This is a genomic window from Flavobacterium sp. JAS, from assembly GCF_020991455.1.
In the GTDB taxonomy this organism is placed as follows: Bacteria; Bacteroidota; Bacteroidia; order Flavobacteriales; family Flavobacteriaceae; genus Flavobacterium.
In genome coordinates this window covers 234651-248671 of the sequence record NZ_JAJMOX010000008.1, presented here as the reverse complement: position 1 = coordinate 248671, position 14021 = coordinate 234651, and the positions used below count along the sequence as shown (strand labels likewise).

The following is a 14021-nucleotide window of genomic DNA, read 5'->3' as shown; positions in this document are numbered from 1 at the left end:
AACAATTATGATTGTTGAAGTTTTTAAAACAAATGTTCAAAAAGAAGCAGACAAAAATTACGTTATTGCTGTTATTCAAAATCAATTTCCCAATTATAAAATCAATTTTGATTTAGAAGACTGCGACAAGATATTAAGAGTTGAAGGCATTGATTTAGAACCCAAAAGTATAATTGATTTCGTAAATTGTCTCGGGTATATATGTATAAAACTAGAGTAAAATTAATGTGCCAATTAGAAAATGAGATGATTATTATGCGCTATCTATAAAATTTTCTAATTTTCTAATTGACACATTATCTCAATTGGCATATTTTCTAATTGACAAATTTTCTACATTTGTTCTCTTATGAAAAAAGCTTTCCAACTCTTCGACTTTACTCAAAAAGTCAATTATAAAAATGAAATTTTAGCCGGTTTAACAGTTGCAATGACGATGATTCCCGAATCGTTGTCGTTTGCTATTTTAGCAGGATTTCCGCCTCTTGTGGGTTTATATGCTGCTTTTATTGCTGGTTTAGTCACTGCTATTTTTGGAGGAAGACCCGGAATGATTTCTGGTGGAGCAGGAGCTACAGTTATTGTTTTGATTGCTTTAATGAAATCTCACGGAATCGAATATGTTTTTGCAGCTGTCGCGCTAGGCGGTGTGGTGCAAATTTGCATCGGACTTTTTAAACTCGGAAAATTTATTCGATTAGTTCCCCAATCCGTTATGTTTGGTTTTGTAAACGGTTTGGCGGTGGTGATTTTTATGTCGCAGTTAGAACAGTTTAAAACCGTAGTTAATGGTCAGGTTTCCTGGTTGCAAGGAACTCCTTTGTATATTATGTTAGGTTTAGTTGCGTTGACGATTGCAATTGTTTTGCTTTTTCCAAAACTTACTAAAACAATTCCAGCTTCTTTAGTAGCAATTTTAGTGGTGTTTGCAGTAGTACTTTTATTTAATATTGAAACCAAAACAGTCGAAGATATTGCTTCAGTTCAAGGTGGATTTCCTCCATTTCATATTCCAAATATTCCATTTTCTTTTGAGACTTTTAAAGTGATTTTTCCATATTCAGTAATTGTTGCTGCAGTTGGTTTGACTGAAGGTTTGCTTACGCTGAATTTAGTCGATGAAATTACCGGAACCCGCGGCAACAGTAACAGAGAATGTATTGCTCAGGGAAGTTCGAATATCTTAAACGGTTTCTTTTTTGGAATGGGAGGATGTCCGATGATTGCTCAAACTCTGGTGAATCTTTCTGCCGGATCAAGAGCCAGACTTTCAGGCATAATTGCTTCTTTGACTATTTTGTTAATCATACTTTTTGGAGCGCCGGTAATTGGAAAATTGCCAATGGCGGCTTTGGTTGGTGTAATGATGATGGTTGCAATTACTACTTTTGAATGGGCGAGTTTTAGAATCATAAACAAAATGCCTAAGCACGATATTTTTGTTGGAATTCTGGTTGCAGTAATTACAATTCTATTGCACAATTTGGCTTTGGCGGTTCTGATTGGGGTGATTGTTTCAGCTTTGGTTTTTGCTTGGGAAAGTGCCAAAAGAATCCGTGCAAGACATTTTATAGATGAAGCAGGAGTGAAGCATTATAAAATTTATGGTCCATTATTTTTTGGTTCTATAACAGCTTTCGTCGAAAAGTTTGATATCGCAAACGATCCAAATCATGTCATTATTGACTTTAAAGAAAGCCGTGTAGCTGATATGTCTGCAATTGAAGCGTTGAATAATTTAACTAAGAAATACAGTCAACTTGATAAAGTGATCGAACTACAGCATCTAAGCCCAGATTGTCGGGAATTATTAAAAAATGCAGAAGCAGTTGTCAAAGTAAATGTAATTGAAGATCCTACATACAAAGTGGTTTCTTAATGTGTCAATTTGATAATTATCTAATTAGTAAGCATGTTTTTTACTTCGCTAAACTTGCCATCTACTTCGTCGATTTTTAATCCAAGAATATAAGCAATTAAAGGATAAACGGAAACATTTTGAAATGAACCAACCTCTTTATCTACTTTAAAAGCGGGACCTTTTGCATAGAAAACAGCCTGCATATCTTTTTGTTTATTGTCATAGCCATGAGTTCCGCCTCTTACGTTTTGGCCTTTTTTGGTTACTAAACTATATCCTTTTTGGGCTTCGATAACAAAATCATGAACGCGTGGATTTGTACCATAATGCAGTCTTTTAGGAACTTCACTTGATTTCCAGAATTTAATATGTGGAACTTTTTTTAAAGCTTTTGCGATAGAATCCTGGAAGCCAGGTTTTGCCTGAAGACTCATAATGGGGTTGATTACATCTTTATAACCCAACCATTCCGGTTTTAGATAATCCAGAATAGCTACTTTTTTATCATTGCTAATATCGGCCATTCCGTGATCTGAAACAATAATCAGATTGATTTGTTTTCCGATGGATAATTGATCCAGTTTAGCTGATAATTGTCCCATAACCGAATCCATTTTGTGAACCATTTTTTCGTTTTCAGGAGAAAGCGGACCAAAATTATGACCAGTATGATCTGGTTCGTCAAAATATAAAGTAACCAAATGTGGGCGTTGCTTTTCAGGAAGTTGCAACCATTTTATAATGGTATCAATTCTATTTCCGTACGGAATTTTATTGTCGTAATTTTTGTAAATACCAGGTCTTTTTTTATCCGTATCAGATCCTGGCCAGAAGAAAGAAGCGCTTTTTACACCTTGTTGTTCAGCTACATTCCAAATAGGATTTCCACCATAAAAACGGGAATCGTTTTTGGCATTTGTCGATAAAGAAAAAGATTCGTTTAAAGTCGAATCATAAAAAACATTATTGATAATGCCATGATGATCTGGATAAAGTCCGGTCACAATCGCATAATGATTCGGGAAGGTTTTACTTGGATAAGACGGTCGCATAGATTTTGCATGAACGCCTTCTTTAGCTATTTTATTTAGATTTTGAAGTTTAAAATGCTTTGCATAATCCCAACGAAATCCATCCATAGAAACTAATACGACATAATTGTCTTTGGAAGATTGTGAATAGGAAAATGCGGTAAGAAGTAAGAATGTAAAAGATAATAGGTGAGTTGTAAATTTTCTCATTTTGCAATTTTAATAGAACTGCAAAGATATCGATAACTGATTTTTTAAAGAAAAAGAGAATGTTAAACTAAATGAAAGTTTGCAGCGAATTTCACGAATTTGCACAAATTTTTAAGTACAGTTGTTCGAATATTAATTCGTGAAAATTCGTGAAATTCGTGGCGAAAAAAAATCTTTTTAATCTATAAAATCTGTGGCAAAAAAAAACGCCAGATTAAAATCTGGCGTTTTAAATTTTAAGAAGTTAGAACGATTACATCATTCCTGGCATACCGCCACCCATTGGCATTCCGCCAGCGCTTTCTTCTTTAATATCAATTAATGCACATTCTGTAGTTAAGATCATTCCTGCAACAGAAGCAGCATTTTCTAGCGCTACACGAGTTACTTTTTTAGGATCGATAATTCCAGCTTTAAGCATATCTACGTATTCGTCAGTTTTAGCATTGTATCCAAAATCACCAGAACCTTCAGCAACTTTTGCCACAACTACAGAACCTTCAAGACCTGCATTTTCAACAATAGTTCTTAATGGAGATTCAACAGCGCGAGAAACAATCTGAATTCCAGTTGCTTCATCAGCATTGTCAGCTTTGATTCCAGCTAATGCAGCTTTTGCTCTTAATAAAGCAACACCACCACCAGCAACAATTCCTTCTTCTACAGCAGCACGAGTAGCGTGTAAAGCATCGTCAACTCTGTCTTTTTTCTCTTTCATTTCAACTTCAGAAGCTGCACCAACGTAAAGAACAGCAACACCACCAGCTAATTTAGCCAAACGCTCTTGCAATTTTTCTTTATCATAATCAGATGTAGTAGTTTCCATCTGACCTTTAATTTGGTTTACTCTGTTTTTGATGATATCAGCTTCACCAGCACCACTTACAATTGTAGTGTTGTCTTTATCGATAGAAACTCTTTTTGCAGTTCCTAACATTTCGATAGTTGTATTTTCAAGAGTATATCCTCTTTCTTCAGAAATTACAGTTCCACCAGTTAAGATTGCGATATCTTCTAACATTGCTTTTCTTCTGTCTCCAAAACCTGGAGCTTTTACAGCAGCAATTTTAAGAGCACCTCTTAATTTGTTTACTACAAGAGTTGAAAGAGCTTCTCCGTCAACATCTTCAGCAATAATTAATAATGGCTTTCCTGATTGAGCAACTGGCTCTAAAACAGGTAGTAACTCTTTTAAAGAAGATACTTTTTTGTCGTATAATAAGATGTATGGAGAGTCTAATTCAACTTCCATTTTCTCAGGGTTTGTTACGAAGTAAGGAGAAAGATATCCTCTGTCAAATTGCATACCTTCAACAACATCAACATATGTATCTGTTCCTTTAGCCTCTTCAACAGTAATTACACCTTCTTTACCAACTTTAGCGAAAGCAGTAGCGATCAAATCACCAATAACTTCGTCATTATTTGCAGAGATAGAAGCAATTTGTTTGATTTTATCAGAATCACTTCCAACCACTTTAGCTTGTTTAGCCAAGTCAGCAACGATAGCTTCAACAGCTTTATCGATACCACGTTTCAAATCCATTGGATTTGCACCTGCAGCAACGTTTTTCAAACCTTCTTTTACGATTGCCTGAGCTAAAACTGTAGCAGTTGTAGTTCCGTCACCCGCTAAATCATTAGTTTTAGAAGCTACTTCTTTAACCATTTGCGCGCCCATATTTTCTAATGGGTCTTTTAATTCGATTTCTTTTGCAACAGAAACACCATCTTTAGTAACCGTTGGTCCACCAAATGATTTTCCGATAATTACGTTACGACCTTTTGGTCCAAGAGTTACTTTTACAGCATTTGCTAATGCATCAACACCACGTTTTAATCCGTCACGTGCTTCAATATCAAATTTTATATCTTTTGCCATTTTTCTTTTTTGTTTAAAGTTTGAGTTGTTTCAAGTTTCCTCGATACTTATATTCTTGAGACTTATGTATTTTTAGATTATTGCAAGAATATCATCCTCACGCATAATCAAATAATCAGTTCCTTCAAGTTTTAATTCTGTTCCAGCATATTTACCATAAAGAACAGTATCACCAACTTTTACGGTCATAGTATGATCTTTAGATCCATTTCCTACTGCAACTACAGTTCCTTTTTGTGGTTTCTCTTTGGCAGTATCTGGAATAAAAATCCCTGACGCAGTTTTAGTCTCAGCTGCTACAGGCTCAATAAGTACGCGGTCTGAAAGCGGTTTAATGTTTAATGCCATGATTTTATATTATTATAGGTTTATATTTTATTAATGTTCAAAGAACTTTCAGAAATTGTGCCATGCTCTTAAAACTGACATTATTTCTTAAAAAAAATGCCAGCTTTGACAGGCTGGCATTTTATATTTATATCTAAAGTATTATTTTGCTGCAGGAGTTGCCGGAGCAGGTGTTTGTTGAACCGGAGCGGCTGGTGTGTTAGCAGCAGGAGCTTCAGTTTTTTCAATGATTTTAGAATCAGAATCACTTAATGATCCTGTAAAGCTTAAGCTTGAAAGCAAAATTAAAGCAATCAAAATAGTAGCTAGTGTCCAGGTACTTTTATCTAAAAAGTCTGTTGTTTTTTGTACTCCACCTAACATTTGAGTTCCGCTGATAGTAGACGACAATCCGCCTCCTTTAGGGTTTTGAACCATGATTACTACGATCAATAGAAAACAAACTATTGTGATTAAAACTAAAAAAATTGAAAATGTGCTCATTGCTTAATTATTATTGTTATTTTGTTGTAAAATCTTTATATCCGAAATACGGTCTGCAAAGAAACTAATTTTTTCTGGATATTTCAAAATTAATATTTCATATGCTTGTATTGCTTTTGTATATTTCTTTTGTTCCAAATATACCCTGGCCAAAGTCTCTGTCATTAAGTAGGAATTATCCTCTTGATTGATATCAAATTGTACAGTAGGGTTTATAGCAACTTGTTTTATAGGAGAAATTTTTGGGTTAGTCTCAATAAACTTATCGATTATTTCGGCTTTTTTCTTTTTCTCTTCGTCAATTATTTCGACTACGGCTTTTGGTTCTGCTTTTGGTTCAACAGTTTTTTCAATTTGTTTTACCTCTTCGGGAGCTTTTGGTGCTTCTTCTGTTCGGTCAATAGGTTCAGTTTTGGCCAATTGCAGCCATTCCTGAAAAGAGTGTTTTTCATTAACAGAAAAATCTATTGGTTTTCCTATTTCCAGATTCTCTTCTGCAATTTTTACAGTTTCCGAAACCTCGACTTCTTTAGGCTCTTCAGCTTCTTTTGCTTCCTCAAAAACGACTGTTGAAGCTTCTTTAATAGAATTTAAGATTGATTTCTCAATTGGATCAACTCGTACTTCCGGAATTTCATCATCATCAACTGTTTCATCAAAAAAGGTTGAAGTCGCTATTTTAACAGGCTGTTCAATAATAAGCTCAACTTTTGGTTCGTCAACTTTTATTACTTCTTCAAAAATTATGTTTGTTTCTTCTTTAACAGGCGTTAAAATTGACTGCTCAATAACAGGATCAGTTTTTGGTTCCTCGATTATTACAGGTTCTTCAAAAGTTGCTGTTGTTACTTCTTCGAAAGAATCTAAAAATGATTGCTCACTAATTGGCTCAAATTTAATCTCTTCTACTTTTAGAGGTTCTTCAAAAGTTGTTGTCGCCACTTCTTTAAAAGAATCTAAAATTGATTGCTCACTAATAGGTTCAATTTTATGCTCTTCTGTTTTTAAAGGTTCTTCAAAGGTTATGTTTGTCTCCTCTTTTATAGAAGTTAAAACAGGCTGTTCAACAACAGGATCAATTTTTGGCTCCTCGATTATTGCAGGTTTTTCAAAAGTAACAGTTGTAGCTTCTTTAATAGAATCTAAAATTGATTTCTCGATTGGATCAATGCGAACCTCTATGACTTTTTTAATTTGTTCTGCCGAGATGATTTCGCTGTCAAAAACAGTGATATTCAAAAGGTCTTTCAGCTTTCTGTCGTAGTATTCACTTTGGATAGAAGTAAAAGTTTCCGAAGTTATAAAATCAAATAAAACAGAACGATCTGTTGTATAAACGGCCGCAACTTTTAAAGCATAATTATACTTAAAGCTGTTTTGATCATAAAGTCCTTTTAATCGCAATGCACGTGCACTTTGAAAATATGGAAATTCATTCAAAACACTTCCTAATGCATCCGCTTGCTTTTCTGTAATAGCATCGGGTTTGTTCATTAAGTAGGTATAATCAGTTACGTTCATTATTTATTGTTTAATCGTTTATTTGTTTATCTGTCTATTCGGGAATTTGTTTAATCGATTTGACGATTAACCGATTTAACAAATCAACATTTTACCACTTAGCAAGTGACTCATTAAAAATATCCTGAGTAATTCTCTCAAAAATAGTTTTGAGGGCTTCATTCAGAATAGCTCCGGTTGGAAGACCTGATCCCGGAAAGTCATAGTAAAACTCAAATGACTTTTCAAAATCATCTGTTTCTTTCTTTTTATTGGTAAACCTAACTTGTACACGAATTGTTAAACGGTTTTGTGCTGCTCCCACATCACCACCTGATGTCACAGCGGTTGCCGTCATTGGTGTTGTTCTGTAATCTACAATTTCGCCTTCATAAACTAAATCTCCACCACTGCTAACTAAGTTTAAATTGGTTTGACCCATAATTAGATCTTGTAGCGCGAGCGTAAATTGTCTGTCGATTCCCGGTTCAACTAAATCAGCATTATTCTGAAAGAAATTAACCTGAAAAGTTTTGGCGTCAATTTTTCCTGTTCCTGTAAAATTATAAACGTTGCAACCGCTTAATAAAAAGAGGCTCATCAGGGCAAGTAAAGAATATATTTTTTTCATAAAAATCATTATAGTAATAAATTCCAATCTTAAAAATTACTTCGTAATTTGTTAGTGCTTTGGTTTAAAATTTAATTTTTTTCAAATATAACAATTTGGAATTTGGAATTTATTTTTTGGAATTTTCTATTTAGAGATCAAATTGTTTAATTTTTCTATATAAAGTTCGTTCAGAAATACCTAATTCATCTGCAGCAGCTTTTCGTTTACCTTTATTTTTTTCTAATGATTTTTTGATCATTTCGATTTCTTTTTGCTCTAAACGTAAAATTTCTTCTTCCTCAATTGTTTCTGCGAATAAGTAATTATCGTCCTGCATCTGATAATTTTCTTCGCGGGTTGCAGGCGTCATGACAGCAGTTCTTGGCTCTTCTTCAAAATCTATTTCGCTTTCGTTTTCCTGCGAACCATATATTTTCTGAATCAGATTTGGATTGATGTCTTGTACTTTTGTGCCATTTTTCATCAATTCTAAAGTGAGCTTTTTCAAGTCATTCAGGTCACTTTTCATATCAAAAAGCACTTTGTACAAGATGTCTCTTTCGGTACTAAAATCACTTTCTTTTTTCTTGTCGCTAATTACAGAAGGTAAATTGCTTCCTTCATTAGTAGGAAGATAAGATTGTAAAGTGGCTAATGTAATATCACGATTGGTTTCTAAAACCGAAATTTGTTCCGCTACATTTCGCAACTGACGAATGTTACCATTCCATCTGAATTTTTGCAAAAGTTGAACTGCATCGTCGTCTAACTTTAACGGAGGCATTTTATATTTATGCGCAAAATCAGCAACAAATTTTCTGAATAACAAATGTATGTCTTCGTTTCTTTCGCGTAAAGGCGGTAAAGTAATTTCGACAGTTGTCAAACGATAATACAAATCCTCACGGAATTTTCCTTTTTCAATAGCATTGAATAAGTTCACGTTTGTAGCTGCTACGATTCTCACGTTCGTTTTTTGAACTTGAGATGAACCTACTTTTATAAACTCACCATTTTCAAGTACACGAAGTAAACGAACTTGAGTTGTTAAGGGTAATTCACCAACTTCATCAAGGAAGATAGTTCCGCCATCGGCTACTTCAAAATAACCTTCACGTGTACTTGTTGCGCCCGTAAAAGCACCTTTTTCGTGACCAAAAAGCTCACTATCAATAGTTCCTTCCGGAATTGCTCCACAGTTTACTGCAATATATTTACCATGCTTTCTGTGTGAAAGCGAATGGATTATTCTTGGAATGTTTTCTTTACCAACACCACTTTCCCCAGTTACCATTACCGAAATGTCAGTAGGAGCAACCTGAATGGCTTTTTCAATGGCGCGATTTAATTTAGGATCGTTTCCAATAATCTCAAATCGCTGTTTTATTGCTTGAACTGTTTCCATGTGTAATTTTGTTTCAAGTTTTTATTTGTTTCAGGTTTCAAGTTTATCATTGAAACCGAAATTTAACTTTTAACCTCGTGCTTATATTTTTATTTAAGGTTTAGATTTCAAGTTACGTAAATAACCTGAAACTTGAAACCTGAAACAATTTTTAATTCATCTCGGAATATCCTACTGCTTCACCTTTTAAAGTTCCGCTGGTGCAACTTGTGATTTTTACATTTACGAAATCTCCAATTTTATAATTCTCTTTTGGGAAAACCACTGTAATGCTTTGAGAATTTCTTCCTGAGAATTCTTCGGTTGATTTTTTGGAAACCTTTTCAACTAAAACTTCAACAATTTGTCCAACGAATTCCTCGCTTCTAAACCAAGCGTGTTTTTGTTGTAAATCGACAATTTCCTGTAATCTTCTGGCTTTAGTTTCTTCAGGAACATCATCTTCCATTTTTCTTCCGGCCAAAGTTCCAGGACGTTCAGAATACGAATACATATAACCAAAATTATATTTCACATATTCCATCAAACTCATTGTATCTTGATGATCTTCTTCGGTTTCTGTTGGGAAACCAGCAATCATATCTTGGGAAATCGAAGCATTTGGAATAATCGCCTTGATTTTATCAATCAAAGCCATATATTCTTCACGACTATGCAAACGATTCATTTCTTTTAGAATTCTGTTACTTCCAGATTGAACTGGCAAGTGAACGTGTTTACAAATATTTGGATATTTCGCAATAACGTGCAAAATACTCTCATGCATATCCTGCGGATTAGAAGTCGAGAATCTAATACGCATTTTAGGAAAACCAACAGCAACCATTTCAAGCAATTGATCAAAATCGACGGCAGTTGCTTTTTGCATTTCAGATGCGTTTACAAAATCTTTTTTCAAACCGCCACCGTACCAAAGGTAACTGTCAACGTTTTGACCTAAAAGTGTAATTTCCTTAAAGCCTTTATCCCATAAATCCTGAATTTCCTTCATTATACTCTGCGGTTCACGACTACGCTCACGTCCGCGTGTAAAAGGTACAACACAAAACGTACACATATTATCGCAACCACGAGTGATCGAAACCAAAGCTGTAATTCCATTACTCATCAAACGAACCGGCGAAATATCTCCGTAGGTTTCCTCTTTCGATAAAATTACATTAATAGCGTCGCGGCCTTCCTCAACTTCCACCAATAAATTTGGCAAATCTTTATAAGCATCAGGTCCAACAACAAGATCGACTATTTTTTCTTCCTCTAGAAATTGGCTTTTCAAACGCTCAGCCATACAGCCCAAAACGCCCACTTTCATTTTCGGATTAATACGTTTCACCGCATTATATTTCTCCAGACGTTTACGAATAGTTTGCTCCGCCTTATCTCGAATCGAGCAGGTATTTACAAGAACCAAGTCGGCATCTTCAAGAGTTTGTGTGGTGTTATATCCGTTTATTGATAAGATAGAAGCTACGACTTCACTGTCCGAAAAATTCATCGCACAACCGTAACTTTCTATAAAAAGTTTCTTAGTATTCTCAGGTTTATTCTCCAAAACAAGACTTTCGCCCTGTTTGCTTTCCTCAATAATCTTTTCCATTGTATAATTTCAAAGTGCAAAGATAACGTAAATGCGGTCAATGTGACAAGATGGCAGAAAAGAAATTTTAGATTTTGGAGTTAAGATTTTAGATTGTTGATTAACGATTGCTGGTTGTGGATTTTAATAATAGCGACGTAAATAATGATCAAGTAAAAAAAATGTAGATAAAGAAGATTAATCTAAAATCAACAATCTAAAATCTTAACTCTAAAATCTAAAATAATTTGTAGCTATTTCCAGCTTTCCGTTTCATCCCGATAGCTATCGGGACATAAAAAACGCAAAGTTTCTAATGTTTTAAAAAGAGCTTCCATTGGTCGCTTTTTTAAAACAAGAAACTTTTGCATTTTTTACTCCGGGCTTTACAGTACAATCTGGGCTAGGGATTTAGGATGAAAAAAGAACATTTCTCGGTCTTGAACCTTTAAAAATTATACCTATATATATAATAGGTAGGAATACAGATAAATCTGCAATTTTAAGAAACATAATATTAAAATAACTCAAAAATGCATTCGCAAGGCTGATATTTAAAAAAAATAGATACTTTTGTTGCAGAAAAATAGAGCAATGGCAAAGAATTTAGTAATAGTGGAGTCACCTGCAAAGGCGAAAACGATAGAGAAATTTCTGGGAAGTGATTTTCAAGTAGAGTCAAGTTACGGACATATCGCAGACTTACCATCAAAGGAAATAGGTGTAGATGTTGAGAATGGTTTTAAGCCTAAATATGAAGTTTCTCCAGATAAAAAAGCTTTAGTAAGTAAACTGAAAACACTATCTAAGAATGCCGAAATGGTTTGGTTAGCAAGCGATGAGGACCGCGAGGGAGAGGCTATTTCATGGCACTTGGCGGAAGAACTAAAACTAGATGTTAAAAAAACTAAGCGAATTGTTTTTCACGAAATTACAAAATCAGCGATTCTTAAAGCAATCGAGAATCCAAGAGAAATTGATTATAACTTAGTAAACGCACAACAAGCACGTCGTGTTTTAGACCGTTTAGTGGGTTACGAATTATCTCCTGTTTTATGGAGAAAAATCAAAGGCGGACTTTCTGCCGGACGTGTACAATCAGTTTCAGTTCGTTTGATCGTTGAGAGAGAACGCGAAATTCAGAACTTTAATGCAGTTGCGAGTTATTCAATCGTAGCAGAATTTGTGAATGAGGCAGGAAAAACTTTCAAAGCCAAATTACCAAAGAACTTCAATACTAAAAAAGAAGCCGAAGATTTTTTAAATAAAAACATCGGATCACAATATAAGGTAGCAGATTTAGAAACTAAACCTACCAAAAAATCTCCAACAGCACCTTTTACAACTTCTACCTTGCAACAAGAAGCAGCGAGAAAATTGTATTTGCCAGTTGGAATCACAATGCAGCTTGCACAGCGTTTGTACGAAGCCGGACTTATTACTTATATGAGAACGGATAGTGTGAATCTTTCCGCTGAAGCAATGAGTGCTGCAGAAGCTGAAATCATAAAATCATACGGAAAAGAATTTTCTAAGCCTCGAACTTTTGCGAACAAAAGTAAAGGAGCACAAGAAGCGCACGAAGCAATTCGTCCGACAGATATGTCGCGTCATACCGTAAATATCGATCGTGATCAGGCTCGTTTATATGATTTGATCTGGAAAAGAACATTGGCATCTCAAATGAGCGATGCGCAATTAGAAAGAACAAACGTAAAAATTGAAGCGAATAATCACAGTGAGATTTTTACAGCTTCTGGAGAAGTTTTACTTTTCGAAGGATTCCTGAAAGTGTACTTAGAAGGTCATGATGACGATGAAGAAGAACAAGAAGGAATGTTGCCTGCGTTAAAAGTAAACGAAAAGCTGGTTAATAACTATATTACAGCTACAGAACGATATTCAAGACCTCCGGCTCGTTACACAGAGGCTTCGTTGGTGAAAAAATTAGAAGAACTGGGAATTGGACGTCCGTCTACGTACGCACCAACTATTTCGACTATCATCAACAGAAATTATGTTGAGAAAGGAACTCTTGAAGGTCAGGAACGTAATTATACACAACTTACTTTGCAAGCCAATAAAGTAGGAGAGAAGTTACTTAAAGAAAATACAGGTTCTGATAAAGGAAAATTAGTTCCTACAGATATCGGAACTATTGTTACAGATTTCTTAGTAAAGAATTTCGGAAACATTCTCGATTATAATTTTACTGCAAAAGTAGAGCAGGATTTTGATGAAATTGCCGAAGGAAATATCGACTGGGCAGTTATGATGCAAGAGTTCTACAATAAATTTCACCCAAATGTAAAAGAGGTTGAAGCCAATGCAGAACGTGAAAGCGGAGAAAGAATCCTGGGAAAAGATACTGACGGAAGACAAGTTTCTGTTCGTTTAGGAAAATTTGGACCAATGGCTCAAATTGGAGAAGCGGATGACGAAGATAAAAAATTCGCAAGTTTAATGTCTGATCAAAATATCGGAAACATTACGCTTGAAGAAGCTTTGAATTTATTTTTATTGCCTAAAAACTTAGGTGAATATAAAGGAGAAGAAGTAGAGGTGAGTAATGGTCGTTACGGACCTTATGTACGTCATGGAAGTGTATTTATTTCTCTTCCAAAAGGAGAAGATCCACTTGGAGTTTCAAAAGAAAGAGCACAAGAGCTAATTGACGAAAAAGCAATTGCCGATGCACCAATCGCAGTTTACAAAGGCGAAGGAGTTCAGAAAGGTGTGGGACGTTTTGGTCCTTTCATCAAATGGAATGGTCTTTTTGTAAATGTGAGCAAAAAATACAATTTCGATAATTTATCGCAACAAGATGTTGAAGAACTTATTGAAGATAAATTACAAAAAAATATAGACAAAGTACTTCACAATTGGGAAGACGAGGGAATTTTGGTTGAAAAAGCGCGTTGGGGACGCTCGGTTATAACAAAAGGTAAAATCAAAATTGAATTAAGTAAAGATGTTGATGCTACAAAATTGACATTGGCCGAAGTTCAGGAAATGATTGCTAAAAAGACACCGGCAAAGAAAACCCCAGCAAAAAAAGCGACAACAACTAAAAAAGCTCCAGCTAAAAAACCAGCTGCTAAAAAGAAATAAA

General features: G+C 34.9%; 11 protein-coding genes. 3 read left to right on the top strand and 8 right to left on the bottom strand.

Features of this window, described 5'->3' with window-relative positions; all coding sequences use genetic code 11:
- Nucleotides 1–7: 7 nt before the first annotated feature.
- The gene (locus tag LPB88_RS13695) at nucleotides 8–220 is read left to right on the top strand and encodes a hypothetical protein (RefSeq protein WP_089353433.1); all 213 of its coding nucleotides are present in this window, start codon (nucleotides 8–10) and stop codon (nucleotides 218–220) included.
- A 129-nt stretch (nucleotides 221–349) separates the two neighbouring features.
- The gene (locus LPB88_RS13690) at nucleotides 350–1879 is read left to right on the top strand and encodes a SulP family inorganic anion transporter (protein WP_230716272.1); all 1530 of its coding nucleotides are present in this window, start codon (nucleotides 350–352) and stop codon (nucleotides 1877–1879) included.
- 20 nt (nucleotides 1880–1899) lie between these two features.
- Here LPB88_RS13690 and LPB88_RS13685 read toward each other — a convergent pair whose 3' ends face one another.
- The 8 genes from LPB88_RS13685 to miaB all read right to left on the bottom strand — a co-directional run bounded on the left by LPB88_RS13685 (nucleotide 1900) and on the right by miaB (nucleotide 10930).
- The gene (locus tag LPB88_RS13685; RefSeq protein ID WP_230716271.1) at nucleotides 1900–3102 is read right to left on the bottom strand and encodes an ectonucleotide pyrophosphatase/phosphodiesterase; all 1203 of its coding nucleotides are present in this window, start codon (nucleotides 3100–3102) and stop codon (nucleotides 1900–1902) included.
- 253 nt (nucleotides 3103–3355) lie between these two features.
- The gene (gene groL, locus LPB88_RS13680; protein ID WP_230716270.1) at nucleotides 3356–4984 is read right to left on the bottom strand and encodes a chaperonin GroEL; all 1629 of its coding nucleotides are present in this window, start codon (nucleotides 4982–4984) and stop codon (nucleotides 3356–3358) included.
- A 72-nt stretch (nucleotides 4985–5056) separates the two neighbouring features.
- Nucleotides 5057–5332: a co-chaperone GroES gene (groES, locus tag LPB88_RS13675; protein WP_012023920.1), complete on the bottom strand. Its 276-nt coding sequence runs from the start codon at nucleotides 5330–5332 to the stop codon at nucleotides 5057–5059.
- A gap of 141 nt (nucleotides 5333–5473) precedes the next feature.
- A complete protein-coding gene (gene secG / locus LPB88_RS13670; RefSeq protein WP_089353428.1) occupies nucleotides 5474–5815 on the bottom strand; it encodes a preprotein translocase subunit SecG in 342 nt (113 codons plus the stop codon).
- 3 nt (nucleotides 5816–5818) lie between these two features.
- Entirely contained in the window at nucleotides 5819–7336 is a 1518-nt protein-coding gene (locus LPB88_RS13665; RefSeq protein WP_230716269.1) for a tetratricopeptide repeat protein, read from the bottom strand.
- A gap of 91 nt (nucleotides 7337–7427) precedes the next feature.
- Nucleotides 7428–7946 carry an LptE family protein gene (locus LPB88_RS13660; RefSeq protein WP_230716268.1) on the bottom strand — a complete coding sequence of 173 codons (519 nt, stop codon included), beginning with the start codon at nucleotides 7944–7946 and terminating at the stop codon, nucleotides 7428–7430.
- Nucleotides 7947–8076: 130 nt separating this feature from the next.
- Complete coding sequence (locus tag LPB88_RS13655; RefSeq protein ID WP_089353426.1) at nucleotides 8077–9333, bottom strand: sigma-54-dependent Fis family transcriptional regulator; 1257 nt, start codon at nucleotides 9331–9333, stop codon at nucleotides 8077–8079.
- 151 nt (nucleotides 9334–9484) lie between these two features.
- A complete protein-coding gene (miaB, locus tag LPB88_RS13650; RefSeq protein ID WP_230716267.1) occupies nucleotides 9485–10930 on the bottom strand; it encodes a tRNA (N6-isopentenyl adenosine(37)-C2)-methylthiotransferase MiaB in 1446 nt (481 codons plus the stop codon).
- 573 nt (nucleotides 10931–11503) lie between these two features.
- Here miaB and topA point away from each other — a divergent pair.
- On the top strand, nucleotides 11504–14020 hold the full coding sequence (gene topA, locus LPB88_RS13645; protein ID WP_230716266.1) for a type I DNA topoisomerase: 2517 nt from the start codon (nucleotides 11504–11506) through the stop codon (nucleotides 14018–14020).
- The last annotated feature ends 1 nt before the right edge of the window (nucleotide 14021 follow it).